Source organism: Amycolatopsis sp. NBC_00438 (genome assembly GCF_036026695.1).
In the GTDB taxonomy this organism is placed as follows: domain Bacteria; phylum Actinomycetota; class Actinomycetes; order Mycobacteriales; family Pseudonocardiaceae; genus Amycolatopsis.
In genome coordinates this window covers 7,541,906-7,561,829 of record NZ_CP107923.1, presented here as the reverse complement: position 1 = coordinate 7,561,829, position 19,924 = coordinate 7,541,906, and the positions used below count along the sequence as shown (strand labels likewise).

20 protein-coding genes are annotated in these 19,924 nt (G+C 70.4%); 17 read left to right on the top strand and 3 right to left on the bottom strand.

The window, feature by feature from the left end:
- Positions 1-2 precede the first annotated feature (2 nt).
- Together OG494_RS34175 and OG494_RS34170 are read left to right on the top strand one after the other, a co-directional pair.
- Positions 3-1,523, top strand: coding sequence for a M1 family metallopeptidase (locus OG494_RS34175; protein WP_328445781.1), 1,521 nt, complete (start codon positions 3-5; stop codon positions 1,521-1,523).
- 22 nt (positions 1,524-1,545) lie between these two features.
- Entirely contained in the window at positions 1,546-1,995 is a 450-nt protein-coding gene (locus OG494_RS34170) for a DUF3592 domain-containing protein (RefSeq protein WP_328445779.1), read from the top strand.
- Between the two features lie 372 nt (positions 1,996-2,367).
- Here OG494_RS34170 and OG494_RS34165 read toward each other — a convergent pair whose 3' ends face one another.
- Positions 2,368-2,925, bottom strand: coding sequence for a GNAT family N-acetyltransferase (locus OG494_RS34165; RefSeq protein ID WP_328445777.1), 558 nt, complete (start codon positions 2,923-2,925; stop codon positions 2,368-2,370).
- A 31-nt stretch (positions 2,926-2,956) separates the two neighbouring features.
- Entirely contained in the window at positions 2,957-3,793 is an 837-nt protein-coding gene (locus OG494_RS34160) for an inositol monophosphatase family protein (RefSeq protein WP_328445775.1), read from the bottom strand.
- A gap of 177 nt (positions 3,794-3,970) precedes the next feature.
- Between OG494_RS34160 and OG494_RS34155 the strand changes: the two genes are divergently transcribed.
- Both OG494_RS34155 and OG494_RS34150 read left to right on the top strand, forming a co-directional pair.
- Entirely contained in the window at positions 3,971-5,041 is a 1,071-nt protein-coding gene (locus tag OG494_RS34155; RefSeq protein WP_328445773.1) for a glycosyltransferase family 4 protein, read from the top strand.
- A 3-nt stretch (positions 5,042-5,044) separates the two neighbouring features.
- Positions 5,045-6,166, top strand: coding sequence for a glycosyltransferase family 4 protein (locus OG494_RS34150; RefSeq protein WP_328445772.1), 1,122 nt, complete (start codon positions 5,045-5,047; stop codon positions 6,164-6,166).
- On the opposite strand, the gene OG494_RS34145 is transcribed toward OG494_RS34150, so the two are convergent.
- The gene (locus tag OG494_RS34145) at positions 6,145-6,615 is read right to left on the bottom strand and encodes a MarR family winged helix-turn-helix transcriptional regulator (RefSeq protein WP_328445770.1); all 471 of its coding nucleotides are present in this window, start codon (positions 6,613-6,615) and stop codon (positions 6,145-6,147) included. The two genes, OG494_RS34150 and OG494_RS34145, sit on opposite strands and share 22 nt — an antisense overlap.
- A 70-nt stretch (positions 6,616-6,685) precedes the next feature.
- Between OG494_RS34145 and OG494_RS34140 the strand changes: the two genes are divergently transcribed.
- The 13 genes from OG494_RS34140 to nuoK all read left to right on the top strand — a co-directional run bounded on the left by OG494_RS34140 (position 6,686) and on the right by nuoK (position 19,918).
- Positions 6,686-7,375: a demethylmenaquinone methyltransferase gene (locus OG494_RS34140; protein WP_328445768.1), complete on the top strand. Its 690-nt coding sequence runs from the start codon at positions 6,686-6,688 to the stop codon at positions 7,373-7,375.
- Positions 7,376-7,384: 9 nt separating this feature from the next.
- Positions 7,385-8,671 (top strand): geranylgeranyl reductase family protein, encoded by a 1,287-nt coding sequence (locus OG494_RS34135; RefSeq protein ID WP_328445766.1) that lies wholly within the window; start codon positions 7,385-7,387, stop codon positions 8,669-8,671.
- 547 nt (positions 8,672-9,218) lie between these two features.
- On the top strand, positions 9,219-9,638 hold the full coding sequence (locus OG494_RS34130; RefSeq protein WP_247063898.1) for an NADH-quinone oxidoreductase subunit A: 420 nt from the start codon (positions 9,219-9,221) through the stop codon (positions 9,636-9,638).
- A gap of 4 nt (positions 9,639-9,642) precedes the next feature.
- Complete coding sequence (locus OG494_RS34125; RefSeq protein WP_086863694.1) at positions 9,643-10,191, top strand: NuoB/complex I 20 kDa subunit family protein; 549 nt, start codon at positions 9,643-9,645, stop codon at positions 10,189-10,191.
- Positions 10,192-10,195: 4 nt separating this feature from the next.
- Positions 10,196-10,948 carry an NADH-quinone oxidoreductase subunit C gene (locus tag OG494_RS34120; RefSeq protein WP_328445762.1) on the top strand — a complete coding sequence of 251 codons (753 nt, stop codon included), beginning with the start codon at positions 10,196-10,198 and terminating at the stop codon, positions 10,946-10,948.
- Positions 10,945-12,276, top strand: coding sequence for an NADH-quinone oxidoreductase subunit D (locus tag OG494_RS34115; RefSeq protein ID WP_328445760.1), 1,332 nt, complete (start codon positions 10,945-10,947; stop codon positions 12,274-12,276). The genes OG494_RS34120 and OG494_RS34115 overlap by 4 nt, the downstream gene beginning before the upstream one ends.
- The gene (nuoE, locus tag OG494_RS34110; protein ID WP_328445759.1) at positions 12,273-13,151 is read left to right on the top strand and encodes an NADH-quinone oxidoreductase subunit NuoE; all 879 of its coding nucleotides are present in this window, start codon (positions 12,273-12,275) and stop codon (positions 13,149-13,151) included. The genes OG494_RS34115 and nuoE overlap by 4 nt, the downstream gene beginning before the upstream one ends.
- Positions 13,151-14,449 (top strand): NADH-quinone oxidoreductase subunit NuoF, encoded by a 1,299-nt coding sequence (gene nuoF, locus OG494_RS34105; protein WP_328445758.1) that lies wholly within the window; start codon positions 13,151-13,153, stop codon positions 14,447-14,449. Before nuoE ends, nuoF begins: the two co-directional genes overlap by 1 nt.
- Positions 14,446-16,920, top strand: a complete 2,475-nt coding sequence (locus OG494_RS34100; protein ID WP_328445757.1) for an NADH-quinone oxidoreductase subunit G — start codon at positions 14,446-14,448, stop codon at positions 16,918-16,920. Before nuoF ends, OG494_RS34100 begins: the two co-directional genes overlap by 4 nt.
- Entirely contained in the window at positions 16,917-18,266 is a 1,350-nt protein-coding gene (gene nuoH, locus OG494_RS34095; protein ID WP_328445755.1) for an NADH-quinone oxidoreductase subunit NuoH, read from the top strand. Before OG494_RS34100 ends, nuoH begins: the two co-directional genes overlap by 4 nt.
- The gene (nuoI, locus tag OG494_RS34090; protein WP_328445753.1) at positions 18,253-18,777 is read left to right on the top strand and encodes an NADH-quinone oxidoreductase subunit NuoI; all 525 of its coding nucleotides are present in this window, start codon (positions 18,253-18,255) and stop codon (positions 18,775-18,777) included. The genes nuoH and nuoI overlap by 14 nt, the downstream gene beginning before the upstream one ends.
- On the top strand, positions 18,774-19,622 hold the full coding sequence (locus OG494_RS34085) for an NADH-quinone oxidoreductase subunit J (RefSeq protein WP_328445751.1): 849 nt from the start codon (positions 18,774-18,776) through the stop codon (positions 19,620-19,622). Before nuoI ends, OG494_RS34085 begins: the two co-directional genes overlap by 4 nt.
- On the top strand, positions 19,619-19,918 hold the full coding sequence (gene nuoK / locus OG494_RS34080; protein WP_247060354.1) for an NADH-quinone oxidoreductase subunit NuoK: 300 nt from the start codon (positions 19,619-19,621) through the stop codon (positions 19,916-19,918). Before OG494_RS34085 ends, nuoK begins: the two co-directional genes overlap by 4 nt.
- Positions 19,919-19,924: the final 6 nt, after the last annotated feature.

Here is a 19,924-nt window from a genome sequence, read left to right as displayed (position 1 = left end):
GAATGCGTGCAAGAACTCGCACCGGCCTCGGTGTGCTCGCGGCCGGGGTCGCCTCGGTGCTGCTCGCCGGTACCGCCAGTGCGGCCCCGACGCCCGGTGCGCCCGGCGTCGGTGACTCGTACTACCCGAACGCCGGCAACGGCGGGACGGACGTGCTGCACTACGACATCCGCCTGACCTACCAGCCCGCGACCGACGTGCTGGCCGGCACCACGACGCTGCTGCTCACCGCGACCCAGGACCTCTCGCGGTTCGACCTCGACTTCGCGCTGAAGGCGTCGAGCGTGCTGGTGAACAACCGCCCCGCCCAGTTCGCGAACCAGAACGGCGACGGCGAGCTCGTCATCACGCCGGCGCAGCCGCTGCTCAAGGGGCAGACCGCCACGGTCGTCGTCGCGTACTCGGACACGCCGTCCACCGAGAAGGTCGACGGCCTCAACGCGTGGAAGAAGGGTTCCTTCGGCGCGCTCGGCGTCGACGAGCCGCAGAGCTCCGCGTGGTGGTTCCCGGCCAACGACCACCCGACCGACAAGGCGACCTACGACGTCTCCATCGAAGCGCCGGATGACAACGTTGCCGTCACCAACGGCACGCTCGTCCGCAAGACGAAGAGCCGCGCCGGCTGGACGCGCTGGCAGTGGCGCAGCACGAAGCAGCAGGCCACGTACCTGACGTCGTTCATCGTCGGCAAGTACGAGCTCAACCAGGCGACCACGCCGGACGGCAAGCCGTTCATCTCGGCGTACGGCAGCGACCTCGGCGACTCGCTCTACGCGGCGAAGGCCAGCGTTGAGCGGACGCCGGAGATCGACGCGTTCCTGGCGACGAAGTTCGGCCCGTACCCGTTCGAGGCCGAGGGCGGCGTCGTCACCAGCGGTATCGGCTTCTCGCTGGAGAACCAGACCCGCCCGACGTACGGCGCGCGCAACTTCATCGCGGGCTCCAACACGACGCTGATCGCGCACGAGAACGCCCACCAGTGGTTCGGCGACAACGTCTCGCTCGGCCGCTGGAGCGACATCTGGCTGAACGAGGGCTTCGCGTCCTACGCCGAGTGGCTGTGGTCGGAGCACGAGGGCGAAGGCACGGTCGCCGAGCTGGCGCAGTACACGTACGACTCCAACGCGGCCGACGCCGCGCTGTGGAAGCTCGTCCCGGCCGACCCGGGCGCCGACAACCAGTTCGACAACGCGGTGTACGACCGCGGCGCGCTGACGCTGCAGGCGCTGCGCACCGCCGTCGGCGACGAGGCGTTCTTCAAGATCCTGCAGGCGTGGCAGGCCCAGAAGGGCGGCTCGAACGGCCGGATCCAGGAGTTCATCGCGCTGGCCGAGAAGGTTTCGGGCAAACCGCTCTACGACCTGTTCCAGACGTGGCTGTACACGTCGGGCAAGCCGGCGGTGGGCCCGAACGGGACCACGGCCGCCGTCGCGGCCCGCGCGGCTTCGGCTCCGGTCAAGCCGCAGTCGTTCGACCAGATCCAGTCCAACCACCGGAATCTCGCCGCGGAGCACAAGCACTGAGCAGTACCGCTACGCTCGCGGCGTGAGCACGAGAGGTGAGCGGGCGAGGCGCGTCGGGTGGTGGATAACCCTCGCCGTCGCCTCGCTCCTCACCGTGATGTGCGTCTGCCTGCTCTTCGCGGCGATCCGCAACGACCGCGCGATCTCCGCCCAGCTCGGCACGGCGACGGCCACGGTGGACTCGGTGGCGTTCGACCGCACGATCATCCACTTCGAGACCCCGGACGGCATTGTCCACAGCCCGGCCAACGGAGTCCTCTACCCGGACGGCCTCGCGGCCGGCCAGCTGGTCCGCATCGAGTACGACGCGACGGACCCGGAACTGGCCCGGGTAGCGGGCCGCTCGGCCACGCTGACGCTGCTGCCGCTGGGCAGTTTCGTGTTCTTCACGTGGCTGGTGGCCGGGCCGCTGCTGTGGTGGATCCGGCGGCTGAACAAGCGAGCTGACGCCGAGATCCCGGCCGCCGCCTGACCGCCGCTCCACTCCCGGCGAGGACGCGGAAGGGGGCGCCTCTGTTTGCCGCCTGACCAGCAGAAAGTTCCCCACCACACCCAGGGGGGCGTGCCCAGTCCCAGTCTATCGGCGCCGCACCGGCAAAGGGGTGCTCCGGCAAATCTGTGGATAACTGCACGCGATGTGGATAACTCGCCGCCGGGATCGTCGGGCGGGCGACTTCGCGCTCGCTTGCTGTCCGCAGGGGCCGCGGAACCGAGCCGGGTCGTTCAACAATCTCCGCGGCGATGCGGCGATGCGGCGATGCGGCGATGCGGCGATGCGGCGATGCGGCGATGCGGCGATGCGGCGATGCGGCGATGCGGCGATGACCCGGACCGAAGACCAAGCTCAACCCGTCTCCCGCAGCCACCTGCTTCGCGTGATCTCGTACTCGACCTCGCCCTCTTCGGTACCCGGAAGCACTTCCTGGAAGTCCTCCGCCGAGGTGTACGCGCGGGCGAACGTCAGCCCGGCCGAGGCCATCGTCGCTCGCGATGGCGTGTTGACCGCCATCGTCTGGGCGAAGATCCGGTCCAGTCCCAGCTCGGAAAAGCCGTACCGGATCAGCTCGCGAGAGCCCTCCCCGGCGTAGCCCTGCCGCCAGTACCGGCGCAGCAGCCGGTAACCCAGCTCGGCCTGACACCCGCCCGAAGGCTGGTCCGGACCCTGCGGTGGCCGCAGGATCCACCAGCCGATGAAGTCCTCAGCACGGAAACCCATCCAGAACCCGAACCCGGGCGAGACGGCCATACGGCGCCGATGCGCGGCCTCGACCTCGGCCCGGGTCGCCGCCCGGCCCGTCAGGTACCGCATCACCTCCGGGTCGGAGTCCAGCTCGATCTCCAGCTCCAGGTGCTCGTCGGCCAGGGGTACGAGCGTCAGGCGCGCGGTGTGCAGGGTGGGCATGTCCCGATCTTCACAGCGCGCGCAACCCGTTTCAGCCCGCGTGGGCCGTCTCCTGCCACCAGCCCAGCACCTCGTCCGCCACCCCGGGCGCCGCCACCAGCAGGCCGTCCGTCGGCAGCGCCGTGTCCTCGCCGTGCCTGTCCAGCACGACCGCGCCCGCCTCGATGGCCATCGCCACCGAGCCCGCGACGTCCCATTCGTGGTAGCTGTGCAGCACCGCCGCCGCCGCGTGGCCCAGGGCCACCTGCGCGATCGACAACGCCGCCGACCCCAGGACCCGGACCCCCGCGTGGGCCGCCGCCGCCCGCTCGATGAACTCGCCCATCCCCGGCCAAGGTCCGCGACGGGCGAACTCCGTGAACACCAGAGCGCCCGCCGTGACGCAGCGGTCCGTCAAGCGCACCGGTTTGCCGTTCGCGCGGGCCCCTCGTCCGCGCGCCGCGGCGTAGATCTGGGCCCGGTACGGGTCCGCCACCACGCCCACCACCGGGCCGGCCGCGTCGACCAGCGCCAGGCTGTACGCGCACCACGGCACCCCGGCGACGTAGTTCGCGGTGCCGTCCACCGAGTCGACGACCCAGCGGTACTCCGCGACGTCGGCGCCGTGGTCGGCGCCGAACTCGTGGCCCACCACCGGGATGCCCGGGAACTCGGCGGTCAGCACGCGCCGCGTGTGGCGCTCGAGGATCCGGTCGGTGTCGGTGACCCAGTCGAACGGCGAGTCCAGCGTGGCGGGGTGTGCACCCCGGCCGGCGGTCGCGGTGATCACGTCGGTCGCGTCGTTGGCCAGGCGACCGGCCACTTCGAGGGCCCTCGACAGCAGGCCGGGCTCCACGGGCCGCGGCGGCCTGGAGGACAAGAGGGTCATGCCTGCTTAGTCTGGGCCCTGCTGGTTTCCGGGACACGACCTTGAGATGACATGTCGTGGCGGATCTGTTCCGGCAGCGTTGGCCCGGCGGCCACGCGGGCGCCAGGATCGGGTGCGATGGTCGGAAGCGTGCGAGTCGCGATAGTCACCGAAAGTTTCCTGCCCCAGGTGAACGGCGTGACCAACTCCGTCCTGCGGGTGGTCGAGCACCTGCGCGAACGCCGGCACGACGTGCTGATCATCGCGCCCGGACCCGGCCCGGACTCCTACCGCGGCGCCCCGGTGATCCGGATCCCGGCGCTCGACTTCCCCGGCGTGAACTCGCTGCCGATCGGCGTGCCGACGCGCACCGTGCTGACGGCGCTGGCCGCGTTCGGCCCGGACGTCGTGCACCTCGCGTCGCCGTTCGTGGTCGGTGCCCGCGGGCTCGCCGCCGCGCGACGGCTGCGGGTGCCGTCGATCGCCGTCTACCAGACCGACATCGCCGGCTTCGCCTCCGCGTACGGCTTCGGCCTCGCCGCCCGCGCCGCCTGGCGCTGGGTGCGGCGGCTGCACTCGCGGGCCGACCGGACGCTGGCGCCGTCCACCGACTCCGTCGAGCAGCTGCGGCGGCACGGCGTGCCGCGGGTGCACCGCTGGGCGCGGGGCGTCGACATCGACCGGTTCTCCCCGGCGCACGCCGACGCCGCGCTGCGGGCCGCGCTGGCGCCGGACGGCGAGCTGCTGGTCGGCTTCGTCGGCCGGCTGGCGCCCGAGAAGGAGGTCGACCGGCTGGCCGCGCTGGCCGGCGTGCCGGGCATCCGCGTGGTCGTCGTCGGCGACGGGCCCGAACTGCCCGCGCTGAAAGAGCAGCTCCCGGACGCGGCCTTCCTCGGCGCGAAGTACGGCGACGAGCTCTCCGCCGCGTACGCGAGCTTCGACGTCTTCGTGCACACCGGCCCGCACGAGACGTTCTGCCAGGCGGTGCAGGAGGCGATGGCGTCCGGCCTGCCGGTGCTCGCACCCGACGCCGGCGGCCCGAAGGACCTGGTGCTGCCCGGCCGCACCGGCTACCTGCTGCCCGCGGACCGCGAGCAGTTCGGCCCGGCGCTGCTCGAGAAGATCGACGCCCTGCGCGACGCCGCGCTGCGGGCGAGACTCGGCGAGAAGGCGCGCAAGGTGGTGCTCGGGCGGACCTGGCCGGCCGTCTGCCACGAGCTGGTGGGGCACTACGAAGCGGTGCAGGGCCGAGCCGCGCGCGCGGCTTGAGCCGTGCACATCGTCCAGCTCGCGAACTTCTACGGGCCGCGCTCGGGCGGGCTGCGCACGGCGTTGCACCACCTCGGCGCCGGGTACGTCGCGAGCGGGCACGTCGTGACGCTGGTGGTGCCCGGCACCCGCTACGCCGACGAGGTCCTGCCCACCGGCGTCCGCCGGTTTTCCTTGCCCGCGCCCAAAATCCCGGGCACCGGCGGCTACCGCGCCGTCGACCCGCACCGCGTCCGCGCGGTGCTGCGCAAGCTCGAACCGGACCGGCTCGAGGTGTCGGACCGGCTGACGCTGCGGGGGATGGGCGGCTGGGCACGGCGCCACGGCGTCCCCAGCACGGTGATCTCCCACGAGCGGCTCGACCGGCTGCTGGAGCAGTTCCTGCTGCCCGAGGTCGTCGCGCGCCGGGTCGCCGACGTCGCCAACCGCCGGATGGCCGCGAGCTACGACACGGTCGTCTGCACGACGGCGTTCGCGCGGGCGGAGTTCGACCGGATCGCCGCGCCGAACGTCCACCGCGTGCCGCTCGGCGTCGACCTGACGACGTTCCGGCCCGCCAGGCGCGACGACGGCTGGCGCGCCGGCCTCGCCGGGGGAGCGGACGCCTTGATCGTCCACTGTGGACGTCTGTCGCCGGAGAAACACGTGGAGCGCAGCGTGGACACCGTCGCCGAGCTGACGGAGGCGGGCGCGCGGGTGCGGCTCGTCGTGGCCGGCGACGGGCCGCGACGCCGCGCGCTCGAACGCCGGGCGCGCGGCCTGCCGGTGACGTTCCTGGGGTTCCTGGCCGGCCGCGGTGACGTCGCCCGGCTGCTGGCCAGCGCCGACGTCTCCCTCGCGCCGGGCCCGCACGAGACGTTCGGCCTGGCCGCGCTGGAAGCGCTCGCCTCCGGGACGCCGGTGGTGGTCTCGGCGTCGTCGGCGCTGCGGGAGATCGTCCGGCCGGGCTGCGGCGCGGCGGTCGAGGACCACGCGCCCGCGTTCGCCTCCGCGGTGACGAACCTCCTGGACCGTCCCGAAGACCTGCGCCGCGCGGCGGCCCGGGCGCGGGCCGAGGAGTTCACCTGGTCCGCGGCGGTCGCCGGAATGCTGGCGACCTTCGGTCAGGAGCGCTGGCGCCCGTAGGCCGGCTGGACGTTCGGCGTGAGGCCCTGCTCGTCCGCGATCTTCACCAGCAAGCTGTGCAGGACTTCGCGTTCGGCGTCGGTCAGGGCCGCGGTGACGGCTTGTTCGTGCGACGCGCCGGTTTGCGCGACACGCCCCATCATCACCCGGCCGTCCTCGCTCAGCTCCACGGCGTACAGCCGCCGGTCTTCGGCGTTGCGGCGGCGCTCGATGAGCCCGCGCTTCTCCAGGCCGTCGACGAGCGGGACCAGCCGGGTCGCGGGGGTGCCGAGCTGCTTGGCCAGCGACTGCTGGCTCTGGCCCGGCCGGGAGGCCACGAGCCGCAGCAGGGCGACCTGGGTCGGCGTCAGATCCAGCGCCGCGATCTGCTCCGTGAACCGCTGGGCAGCGTGCGCGCCGACTTGGGCGAGCAGGAAGGCGCTGCCCAGCCGCGGTCTCTTCGCGTCCATGCCGGAACGGTAGCCGCTGAAAATTGATTACACCAGCGTAATCAATTTCCGTCCCGGTTAACCTCAAGCCATGTCACGCGCCAGCCTGGACAAGGACCCGCACGAAGTCGCCGCCATGTTCGACGGCGTCGCGGACGGGTACGACCGGGCGAACTCGTTCATGACCTTCGGCTTCGACCGGCGCTGGCGCACCACCACCGCCCGCGTGCTCGACGCCCGCCGCGGCGAGAAGGTCCTGGACCTCGCCGCCGGCACCGGCGTCTCCACCGTCGAGTACGCCCGCGGCGGCGCCTGGTGCCTGGCCGCGGACTTCTCGTTCGGCATGCTGCGCGCCGGGCTGCACCGCAAGGTCCCGATGGTCGCGGCGGACGCGCTGAACCTCCCGTTCGCCGACGAGAGCTTCGACGCCGTGACGATCTCGCTGGCGCTGCGCAACTTCGTCGACACGAAGGCCGCGCTCACCGAGATCGCCCGCGTGGTCAAGCCGGGCGGCCGGCTGGTGATCTGCGAGGTCTCGACGCCGCCGTTTCCCCCGATCAGGTTCATCCACCGGCGGTTCATGCTGAAGCTGCTCACGTGGGTCGGCAAGCGGACGTCGTCCAACCCGGAGGCCTACTCCTACCTGGCCGAATCGATGCTGGCCTGGCCGGACCAGCGCACCCTCGGCGAGATCATCGAGAGCGCGGGCTGGGCCGACGTCGAGTGGTTGAACCTCACATTCGGCGTCGTCGCGATCCACCGGGCGCGCAAGCCTGCCTAGACTCGCGGTATGAGCCGTCGTAGCCCTGACCAGGACGCCGAAGTCATCGTCGTCGGTGCCGGACCGGCCGGGTCCACTGTCGCGACCTACCTCGCCCGGTCGGGCGTCGACGTCCTGCTGCTGGAGAAGACCGAGTTCCCGCGCGAGAAGGTCTGCGGCGACGGCCTCACCCCGCGCGGCGTCAAGCAGCTGATCGACCTCGGCATCGACACGAGCGAGGAAGCCGGCTGGGTGCAGAGCCGCGGCCTGCGGATCCTCACCGGCGACCTGACGCTGGAGCTCGACTGGCCGGACCTCACGAGCTACCCGCCGTACGGCGTTTCCCGCACCCGCCACGACTTCGACGACCTCCTCGCGAAGCTCGCGGTGAAGGCGGGCGCGCGGCTGTACGAGCGCACCACCGTCACCAGCGCCATCACCGACGCGACCGGGCGCGTGGTCGGCGTCGAGGCGAAGGTCGGCCCGGAGCGCACGCCGGTGAACTACCGCGCGCCGCTGGTCCTGGCCTGCGACGGCGTCTCCGCGCGGCTCGCGCTGAGCGTCGGCATCCAGAAGAACGAGAAGCGCCCGATGGGCGTCGCGGTGCGCCAGTACTACAAGAGCCCGCGCCACGACGACCCGTTCATCGAGGGGCACCTCGAGCTGTGGGACCGCTCGGATCCGCGCGACCCGAAGCTGCTGCCGGGCTACGGCTGGGCGTTCCCGCTCGGCGACGGCACGGTGAACGTCGGTCTCGGCATGCTCTCGACGTCGGCCTCGTTCCGGAACACCGACTACCGCGCGCTGCTGCGCCAGTGGCTCGACGGGACGCCGGAGGAGTGGGGCTACCGCGAGGAGAACGCGATCGGCAAGGTCGGTGGCGCCGGCCTCCCGATGGGCTTCAACCGCACCCCGCACTACCGCGACGGCCTCCTGCTGCTGGGCGACGCGGGCGGCATGGTCAGCCCGTTCAACGGCGAGGGCATCTCGGCGGCGATGGAGTCCGCGCAGATCGCGGCGGAGGTCGTCGTCCAGGCCCTGGCCCGGCGCGAAGGGCCTTCGCGCGAGCGCGCGCTGGAGGCGTACCCGCGCGCGGTGCGCGAGCTGATGGGCGGCTACTACCAGCTGGGCAATGTCTTCGCCAAGATCATCGGCAAGCCGAAGATCATGCACGCGGCGACCAAGTACGGCCTGCGGATCAACAAGATCCTCCCGCTGGTCTACAAGGGCCTGTCGGGCTGCTACGACGCCAAGGGCGGCGACGGCGTCGACCGCCTGATCTCGGCCCTCGCGAAGGCAGCCCCCAGCCCCCGCTGACCCCCGAACCTGTCACTTTCCCTAGGAAAGATGCGTCCAGGGGGCCTTCGGACGCATCTTTCCTAGGGAAAGTGACGCTTTGCTGTGCAAGTGCGAACGGTGGCGGGGTGGGCGGGTTGCGCGCGCGGACACTCGACCGGCCTACCAAGTTGGCCGTGCGGTCAGTGGGATAGATCACAGGTCGGCGCCCTGTTTGTCCGGTCGTGCGGTGATCATGAAACGTCTTCGCGCAGGTCGCACGCGCGCCGTTGCCGGGCCGTGACAACGTTGGCGGTGAAAGTTAGGGCACCCTCATAACACGGGGGGCTAGGGACAAGAATGTGAGTCGCGTCCTACACTCCCCCCATGCTTTGTGAATCCCTTCACATCCACGACGAGTGGCTTGTGAACTATTTCACAAGCTGGCCTGAAGACCGCCACGGGCCGTAAGGAGACCCTGACCCTCGGCGGTGTGACCCAGGTCCCTTAGGGTGCCGACGAGGCTGAGCGGTTCCCACCACAAGCAAAACCGCAGCGGCGCGGAAAGGATGGCGAAGACCCCGTGCTGATGTTGCCCGTGCTGACCCAAACGGACGCAGTGAACCTGGCGCAGCAGGCCCCGAGCCTGAAGCCCTACCTGCCCCTGGTCCTTCTGTTCGTGCTGGCGCTGGCGTTCGCCGTGCTGTCGGTGCTGCTGGGCCCGCTGGTCGGTCCCAGCCGCTACAACAAGGCCAAGCTCGAGGCCTACGAATGCGGCATCGAACCGTCCCCGCAGCCGCTCGTCGGCGGCGGCCGGATGCCGGTGGCGTACTACATCACCGCGATGCTGTTCATCCTGTTCGACATCGAGATGGTCTTCCTCTACCCGTTCGCCGTGCAGGCGGACGCGCTGGGCACCTTCGGCCTGGTGGAGATCCTGCTGTTCATCGCGACGGTCGGCTTCGCGTACGCCTACGTGTGGCGGCGCGGCGGCCTGGATTGGAACTAGACCCATGGGCCTCGAAGAGAAACTCCCCAACGGCATCCTGCTGGCCAGCCTCGAAGGCCTCGTCAACTGGGCGCGGAAGAACTCGATGTGGCCCGCGACCTTCGGGCTCGCCTGCTGCGCGATCGAGATGATGACGGTCGGCGGTTCCCGCTACGACATCGCCCGGTTCGGCATGGAGCGCTTCAGCGCGACACCGCGCCAGGCCGACCTGATGATCGTCGCCGGCCGGGTCACCCAGAAGATGGCCCCGGTCCTGCGCCAGATCTACGACCAGATGGCCGAGCCCAAGTGGGTCCTCGCCATGGGCGTCTGCGCCTCCTCCGGCGGCATGTTCAACAACTACGCCGTGGTCCAGGGCGTCGACCACATCGTGCCGGTCGACATGTACCTGCCCGGCTGCCCGCCGCGGCCGGAGATGCTGCTCGACGCGATCCTCAAGCTGCACGCCAAGATCCAGGACGAGCCGATCAACGCCCGCCGGGCCGCGATCCGCGCCGCCAGCGGCGCCCGCACCGAGCTCGTCGCGTCCTCGATCAAGTACGCGAAGAAGTAGAGCGATGACTGAGACCCCAGAACCCGGCGGCGAGCAGTCCAGCGCCGATCGCCCCACCGAAGACGGCCTCGAGCCGCGCGGCACCCGGCCCGCCGAGCCGGTCGTCACCGGCCGCGAACGCCAGGGCATGTTCGGCGTCCACGGCACCGGTGACACCTCCGGCTACGGCGGTGTCCGGCTGCCGGCCTACCACCCGGCGCCGGCCGAGCGCCCGTACGGCGGCTGGTTCGACCAGTTCGCCGACGAGTTCTACGCGGCCCTGTCGGACAACAAGATCCCGTCCGAGGCGATCCTGCAGACCACGGTCGACCGCGGCGAGATCACCTTCTACGTCGCCCGCGAGCAGCTGCCCGCGATCGCGAAGGTCCTGCGCGACGACGGCGGCCTGCGCTTCGAGCTGCTCAGCTCGGTGTCCGGCGTGGACTACGGCGTCGACGTCCCGCAGCGGCTGCACTCGGTGTACCACTTCACGTCCCTGACCTACCGCCGCCGGATCCGCCTCGAAGTCAGCCTCGACGTGGACGACGCGCACGTGCCGTCGCTGGTCGGGATCTACCCGACCGCCGACTGGCAGGAGCGGGAGACCTGGGACATGTTCGGCATCGTCTACGACGGCCACCCCGCGCTCACCCGCATCCTCATGCCGGACGACTGGGACGGCCACCCCCAGCGCAAGGACTACCCGCTCGGCGGGATCCCGGTCGAATACAAGGGCGCGGAGATCCCGCCGCCGGACCAGCGGAGGTCGTACTCGTGACCATCAACGACGAAACGACGGAAGTTCCCGAGGCGGACTCGCGCGACACGACCGAAGGCCGCGTCTACTCGGTCTCCGGCGGTGACTGGGACGACGTCGTCGCCGACGCGGCGCACGACGAGCGCATGGTCATCAACATGGGCCCGCAGCACCCGTCGACGCACGGCGTGCTCCGGCTCGTGCTGGAGATGGAGGGCGAGACCGTCACGCAGCTGCGGTCGGTCATCGGCTACCTCCACACCGGCATCGAGAAGAACTGCGAGTACCGGACCTGGACCCAGGGCGTCACCTTCGTGACGCGCATGGACTACCTGGCCCCGCTCTCGACGGAGATGGCGTACTGCCTCGGCGTCGAGAAGCTGCTGCAGATCGAGGCCCCGCGCCGCGCGCAGCTGCTGCGCGTGATGCTGCTGGAGATCAACCGCATCGGCTCGCACCTGGTCTACATCGCCACCGGCGGCATGGAGCTCGGCGCCACCACCGCGATGACGCTGGGCTTCCGCGAGCGCGAGGTCGTGCTGCACCTGCTGGAGCACCTCACCGGCCTGCGGATGAACCACGCGTTCATCCGCCCCGGCGGTCTCGCGCAGGACATGCCCGCGGACTACCGCGAGAAGGTCACCGAATTCGTCAAGACGATGAAGGAACGCCTTCCGCTGTACGACAAGCTCTTCACCGGGCAGCCGATCTGGCGCAACCGGCTCAAGGGTGTCGGGTACCTGCCGGTCGACGCGTGCCTCGCGCTCGGCGTCACCGGGCCGGTGCTGCGCAGTGCCGGCCTGCCGTGGGACCTGCGCAAGACCGAGCCGTACTCCTGCTACGAGGAGTTCGACTTCGACGTGCCGGTCGACAACGGCGCCGACTGCTGGTCGCGCTACCTGATCCGGGTGCACGAGATGCACGAGAGTCTCAAGATCATCGAGCAGTGCCTGGAGAAGCTCGAGCCGGGCCCGGTCATGGTCGAGGACAAGAAGGTCGCCTGGCCCGCGCAGCTGTCGATCGGCAGCGACGGCATGGGCAACTCGCTCGAGCACGTCAAGAAGATCATGGGCCAGTCGATGGAGTCGCTGATCCACCACTTCAAGCTGGTCACCGAGGGCTTCAAGGTGCCGGCCGGGCAGGTCTACACCTCGGTCGAGTCGCCGCGCGGCGAGCTGAGCGCGCACCTGGTCTCCGACGGCGGCACGCGGCCGCTGCGGGTCCACGTGCGCGAACCGAGCTTCGTGAACCTGCAGTCGATGCCCGCAATGGCCGAAGGCGGCCTGGTCGCGGACGTGATCGCCGCGATCGCCTCGATCGACCCCGTCATGGGGGGAGTGGACCGATGACCTCTTCTACCGCAGTCCCGGAACCGGGACCGCACGCGGCGGATCAGACGCACGCGGCCGCCGGGCCGGACGTCGACGTGATCGCCATCGCGCCGGATCCCGCAGTGGCCGAGGGAATCCTGGCCGAGACACCGCTCGAGGACATCTTCGACAGTGGCGTGTACTCCCGGGCGCAGGAGCTGATCGCGCGTTACCCGGTGTCCCGCTCGGCGCTGCTGCCGCTGCTGCACCTCGTGCAGTCGGTGCAGGGGTACGTCAGCCAGGAGGGCATCGCGTTCTGCGCGCAGCAGCTCGACCTGTCCGACGCCGAGGTCAGCGCGGTCGCGACGTTCTACACGATGTACAAGCGCCGCCCGTGCGGCGAGCACCTGGTGAGCGTCTGCACGAACACGCTGTGCGCGGCCATGGGCGGCGACGCGATCTACAAGAAGCTCCAGACGCACCTCGGTTCCGAGGCGGAACCGCTGGGGCACAACGAGACCGCGGGCACGCCGAACGAGCCGGGCTCGATCACCCTCGAGCACGCCGAGTGCCTCGCGGCCTGCGACCTCGCGCCGGTCATCCAGGTCAACTACGAGTACTTCGACAACCAGACCGAGGACAAGGCCGTCGCGCTGGTCGACGCGCTGCAGGCGGGCAAGAAGCCGGCCCCGACGCGCGGCGCCCCGCTGAGCAGCTTCAAGGGCGCCGAGCTGCAGCTCGCCGGGTTCTTCCCGGAGGACGAGCGCCAGTACCGCACGGACGTCGACGGCCCATCGCAGGCCGTCGAAACCCTGCGGGGCGCGCAGATCGCGCAGGAGCGCGGCTGGGTCGCCCCGGTCGCCCAGGACGTCCCGCTGCCCGCTGTGCCTGTTAAAGATGGGGAGAAGAAGTAATGGCAGATCCCATTACGCCGGTCCTCACGAAGCGCTGGCTGTCGCCGAACTCCTGGCAGATCGGCACGTACGAGGCGCTGGAGGGCTACACGGCCATCCGCAAGGCGCTCGCCGGCACGCCGGAGCAGCTCGTCCAGTTGGTCAAGGACTCGGGCCTGCGCGGCCGCGGCGGCGCGGGCTTCCCGGCCGGCATCAAGTGGTCGTTCATGCCGCCGAACTTCGACAAGCCGCACTACCTGGTGATCAACGCCGACGAGGGCGAGCCGGGCACGTGCAAGGACATCCCGCTGATGATGGCGGACCCGCACTCGCTCATCGAGGGCTGCATCATCGCCTCGTACGCGATGCGCTCCAACCACTGCTTCATCTACGTCCGCGGCGAGGCGCTGCACTGCATCCGCCGCCTCAACGCGGCCGTGCGCGAAGCCGAAGCGGCGGGCTACCTGGGCGAGAACATCCTCGGCTCGGGCTTCGACCTCAAGATCACCGTGCACGCCGGCGCCGGCGCGTACATCTGCGGTGAGGAGACGGCGCTGCTCGACTCGCTGGAGGGCCGTCGTGGCCAGCCGCGGCTCAAGCCGCCGTTCCCGGCCGCCGCGGGGCTTTACGCCGCGCCGACCACGGTCAACAACGTCGAGACCATCGCGAGCGCGCCGTTCATCGTCAACGGCGGGTCGAGCTGGTTCCGCGAGATGGGCCGCGAGAAGTCGCCCGGCCCGAAGATCTACTCGATCTCCGGCCACGTCGAGAAGCCCGGCCAGTACGAGTGCCCGCTCGGCACCACGCTGCGCGAGCTGCTCGACATGGCGGGCGGCATGAAGGACGGCGTCCCGCTCAAGTTCTGGACCCCGGGCGGCTCGTCCACCCCGATGTTCACCGCCGAGCACCTCGACGTTCCCCTGGACTTCGAAGGCGCGGCGGAAGCCGGGTCGATGCTGGGCACGACGGCCGTGCAGATCTTCAACGAGACGGTGTCGGTGCCCTGGGCCGTGATGAAGTGGACGCAGTTCTACGAGCACGAGTCCTGCGGCAAGTGCACGCCGTGCCGTGAGGGCACGTACTGGCTGGCGCAGATCCTCGAGCGCATGGTCGAGGGCCACGGCACCGAAGAGGACATCGACACCCTCCTCGACGTCTGCGACAACATCCTCGGCCGGTCGTTCTGCGCCCTCGGCGACGGCGCGGTGTCGCCGATCACCAGCGGCATCAAGTACTTCCGGGACGAGTTCCTCGCGCTGTGCGAGAAGAACCGGCACGAACAGACCAAGCCCGAACTCGTGGGAGCGCAGGCATCATGACGATCGCCCCCGACAAGCCCGACACGGCTGCGACGCCGGTCCCCGAAGGCCACGTCAAGCTGGTCATCGACGGCGAAGAGGTCATCGCCCCCAAGGGTGAGCTGCTGATCCGCACGGCCGAACGCCTCGGCACGGTCATCCCGCGGTTCTGCGACCACCCGCTCCTCGACCCGGCCGGCGCCTGCCGCCAGTGCCTGGTCGAGGTCGAGATGGGCGGCCGGCCGATGCCGAAGCCGCAGGCGTCCTGCACGATGACCGTCGCCGACGGCATGGTCGTCAAGACGCAGCTGACGTCGCCGGTCGCGGACAAGGCCCAGCAGGGTGTGATGGAGCTGCTGCTCATCAACCACCCGCTGGACTGCCCGATCTGCGACAAGGGCGGCGAGTGCCCGCTGCAGAACCAGGCTTTGGCGCACGGCCGCACGGAGTCCCGGTTCGTGGACACCAAGCGCACCTTCCAGAAGCCGCTGCCGATCTCGTCGCAGGTGCTCCTGGACCGGGAACGCTGCGTGCTCTGCCAGCGCTGCACCCGGTTCTCCCGCGAGATCGCCGGCGACCCGTTCATCGAGCTCCTCGAACGCGGCGCCCACCAGCAGATCGGCACAGCGGAGACGGCGGACGTGCTGGACCTGGCCTCGCGGACGACGTCCGGCCAGCCGTTCCAGAGCTACTTCTCCGGCAACGTCATCCAGATCTGCCCGGTCGGCGCTCTGACGAGTGCCGCCTACCGGTTCCGCTCCCGCCCGTTCGACCTGGTGTCCGCGCCGAGCGTCTGCGAGCACTGCTCGTCCGGCTGCGCCGAGCGGACCGACTTCCGCCGCGGCAAGGTCCAGCGCAAGCTGGCCGGCGACGACCCCGAGGTCAACGAAGAGTGGATCTGCGACAAGGGCCGCTTCGCCTTCCGCTACACCTCCGCCGAGGACCGCATCCGGCGGCCGCTGGTCCGCAACCGCGAGACCGGTGAGCTGGAAGAGGCGTCCTGGACCGACGCGCTGCGCATCGCGGCCGCCGGTCTCACCGAGGCCCGCTCCAACGGCGGCGTCGGCGTCCTGCCCGGTGGCCGGCTGACCGTCGAGGACGCCTACGCGTACTCGAAGTTCGCCCGCGTCGCCCTGCAGACCAACGACGTCGACTTCCGCGCCCGCCCGCACTCGGCCGAGGAGCTCGCGTTCCTCACCTCGCACGTCGTGGGCGTGACGCCGGAGAACGGCGTCACCTTCGGCGAGATCGAGCGCGCCCGCACCGTGCTGTGCGTGGCGTTCGAGCCCGAGGACGAGGCGCCGATCGTGTTCCTGCGGCTGCGCAAGGCGGCCCGCAAGAACCGCACCCGGGTCGTCCACTTGGGACAGTGGACGACGTCGTCGGTGCGCAAGACGTTCGGCGAGCTGCTCGCCTGCGTCCCGGGCCAGGAGCCCGCGGCCATCGAAGGCATCGCCAAGCACGCGCCGGACCTCGACGAGGCCCTGAGCGGCGAGAACGCCGTCGTCCTCGTCGGCGAGCGCGCGGCTTCGGTGCCGGGCCTGTTCTCCGCGCTGCACGACCTGGTGGAGCGCACCGGCGTCCGGCTCGCGTGGATCCCGCGCCGCGCCGGTGACCGGGGCGCGCTGGAGACCGGCTGCGTGCCGGGCCTGCTGCCCGGTGGCCGTCGCGTCGGCGAGGACGCCGCTCGCGTCGCCGTCGAAAACGCTTGGGGCGTCCCGCTTCCCTCGGCTCCGGGCCGCGACGCGACCGAGATCCTGAAGGCCGCTTCGGGCCGTGAGCTCGGCGGCCTGGTCGTCGGCGGGGTCGATCCGTACGACCTGCCGGACCCGGAGCTCGCGCTGCGCGCGCTGGACAACGCCGGCTTCGTCGTCAGCCTCGAGCTGCGGCGGAGCGCCGTGACCGAGCGCGCGGACGTCGTGCTCCCGGTGGCCGCGTCGGACGAGAAGGCGGGCAGCTACCTCAACTGGGAGGGCCGCACCCGCCCGTTCGACATCACCATCGAGGGCACCGGCTCGCTGCCGGACTGCCGGGTGCTCGACACCCTCGCCGTCGAGATGGACACGGACCTGTTCACGCAGACGCCGGCCGCCGCGCGCGGCGACTACGAGAAGCTCGGCCCGGCCTCCGCGCTGCGCTGGGGTCACGTCGAGGCCGCGACCGGGGGCGCCACGGTGGCTCCGGGTGCCGGCCAGGCGGTCCTGTCGACCTGGCGCCAGCTGGTCGACAACGGGTCCCTGCAGGACGGCGAGCCGCACCTCAAGGGCACCCAGCGCAAGCCGGTCGCGCGGTTGTCCGCGACGACCGCCGAAGGGCTGGGCGCGTCCGTGAAGGTGAGCACCGAACGCGGCGCGATCACGCTGCCGATCGAGGTCGCCGACCTGCCCGATGGCGTGGTGTGGCTGCCGGGCAACTCCGACGGCTCCGCCGTGGCCAAGACGCTCGGTGCCGGTCACGGCGCCGTGGTGAACCTCGCTGGGGGTGAACAGTGACACCGTTGCTGACTGAAGCTGCTGTCGGGAGTGTTCCGGACGCGGCGACGCGTGCGGCGCTGCTGGCGGACGACCCGTTCTGGCTGATCGCCCTCAAGTCGGTGATCATCCTGCTGATCGGCCCGATCTTCACGATCGTGCTGATCGTCTGGGAGCGCAAGGCCGTCGGCCGGATGCAGAACCGGCCGGGCCCCAACCGCGTCGGCCCGAACGGCTACCTGCAGTCCCTGGCGGACGCGCTCAAGCTGCCGTTCAAGGAACAGATCATCCCGGACACCGCCGACCGCAAGGTGTACTTCCTCGCCCCGGTCATCTGCGTGGTGCCGCCGCTGATCGCGCTGGCGGCCATCCCGTTCGGCCCGGTGGTCTCGATCTTCGGCGAGCGGACGGTCCTGCAGCTGCTCGACCTGCCGGTCAGCCTGCTGGTCGTGCTGGCCTGCTCCTCGATCGGCGTCTACGGCATCGTGCTCGCCGGCTGGGCGTCCGGCTCGCCGTACCCGCTGCTCGGCGGCATGCGCTCGGCCGCGCAGGTGATCTCCTACGAGATCGCGATGGGCCTGTCGATCGTCGCGGTGATCCTGCAGGCCGGTTCGCTGGACCTGGCCGACATCGTCGCCAAGCAGCAGCCGGTGTGGTTCCTCTACTTGATCCCGAGCTTCGTGATCTACCTGATCTCGATGGTCGGCGAGACCAACCGCGCCCCGTTCGACCTCCCCGAGGCCGAGTCGGAGCTGGTCGGCGGTTTCCACACCGAGTACAGCTCGATGAAGTTCGCGATGTTCTTCCTCGCCGAGTACGTCAACATGGTGATCGTCTCGGCGTTCGCCACCACGCTGTTCCTCGGCGGCTGGATGGCCCCGTGGCCGCTGTCGCTGATCGGGAACAACGTGCTCAACACCGGCTGGTGGCCGGTGCTGTGGTTCTTCGTGAAGATGTTCGTCCTGCTCTTCGGGTTCATCTGGCTGCGCGGCACGCTGCCCCGCCTGCGCTACGACCAGTTCATGCGCCTGGGCTGGAAGGTCCTGGTCCCGCTGAACCTCGTGTGGATCGTCATGGTGACCTTCGCGAAGGTGATCACCTGGAACCTGCCGGCGATCATCATCGCCGCGGTCGCGATCTTCATCGTCGTCGCCCTGTTCTTCTACGTCCGCGCGTCGGGCCGCGAAGAGGAGAGCGAAGTCGTGCCGGTGACCGGTGGCGGGTTCCCGGTCCCGCCGCTCGACCTCAAGGTCCCGCAGACCACTCCGCGTCAGAAGGCTTTGGCCAAGGCCGAGGCGAAGGCGGCCCGGCGCAAGCCGGCAGCCGTCGGTACCGCAAAGGAAGGAGCGCAAGATGGGGTTTCTTGATCCCGTCAAGGGCTTCGGCGTCACCTTCGGGATGATGTTCAAGAAGGTCGCCACCGAGGAGTACCCGGAGGCCGGCGCGCCGGCCGCCCCGCGCTACCACGGCCGGCACCAGCTGAACCGTCACCCGGACGGCCTCGAGAAGTGCGTCGGCTGCGAGCTGTGCGCGTGGGCGTGCCCGGCGGACGCGATCTTCGTCGAAGGCAGTGACAACACCGAGGAAGCCCGGTACTCCCCGGGCGAGCGGTACGGCGCCGACTACCAGATCAACTACCTGCGCTGCATCGGCTGCGGGCTCTGCATCGAGGCCTGCCCGACGCGGTCGCTGACGATGATCAACTTCTACGAGCTGGCCGACGACGACCGCCAGCGGCTGATCTACACGAAGGAAGACCTCCTCGCGCCGCTGCTGTCCGGCATGGAGCAGCCGCCGCACCCGATGCGGCTGGGCGAGAACGAGCAGGACTACTACGTGAACGGCCCCGAGCTGGCGCGCGGGGAGGTCAAGCCGTGATCACCGCACTCCTGGCCCAGGCGCCCACCGGCGCCGCCGCGGGCGTGTCCGTCGGCGAGGCCATCGCGTTCTGGATCCTCGGCCCGGCCTGCCTGCTCGGCGCGCTCGGCATGATCTTCTCGCGCAATGCCGTGCACTCGGCGCTGTGGCTGGTGCTGACCATGCTGAGCTTGGGCGCGCTGTACATGATCCAGTCGGCGCCGTTCCTCGGCTTCACGCAGATCATCGTCTACACCGGCGCGATCATGATGCTGTTCCTGTTCGTGCTGATGCTGGTCGGCCGCGAGAGCTCCGACTCGGTCGTCGAAGTGCTGCGCGGTCAGCGGCTCGCGGCGACCGTGCTGGGCATCGGCCTGGCCGCGCTGCTGGCCACCGGCATCTACCGGGCGCTGGACAACGTCACCCCGGCCGTCCCGCTCGACTCGGCGACGTCCGCCGGCGGTGGGCCCAAGGGCCTCGGCCGGCTGATCTTCACCGACTACCTCTTCCCGTTCGAGCTGACGTCGGCGCTGCTCATCACCGCCGCGGTCGGCGCGATGGTGCTGGCCTTCACCGACCGGCACGCCAAGGGCGGCAAGAAGACGCAGAAGGAACTGGTCGTGGCGCGCTTCCGCGGCGAGCACGACCGGCCGTCGCCGCTGCCCGGCCCGGGTGTCTTCGCCACCGCCAACTCCGTGTCCACCCCGGCGCTGCTGCCGGACGGCTCGGTCGCGCCGGAGTCGCTGTCGGCGATCATCGAGTCCACCTCGGCGATCGAGCTGGCGAAGGAGCGCAAGCTCGTCGCGGACGACCGCCCGCACCCGGACGCGCACGCGCTGGTCGCTTCGGAAGGGGACAAGGAATGACCCCGACGTACTACCTGCTGCTGTCGGCGCTGCTGTTCTCGATCGGCGCGGTCGGCGTGCTGGTGCGCCGCAACGCGATCGTCGTGTTCATGTGCATCGAGCTGATGCTGAACGCGGTGAACCTCTCGCTCGTGACGTTCGCCCGGATCAACGGCAGCCTCGACGGCCAGATCATGGCCTTCTTCGTGATGGTCGTGGCCGCCGCCGAGGTCGTGGTCGGGCTGGCGATCATCATGGCGATCTTCCGCACCCGGCGCTCGGCCTCGGTCGACGACACCAACCTGCTGAAGTACTAGGAGACA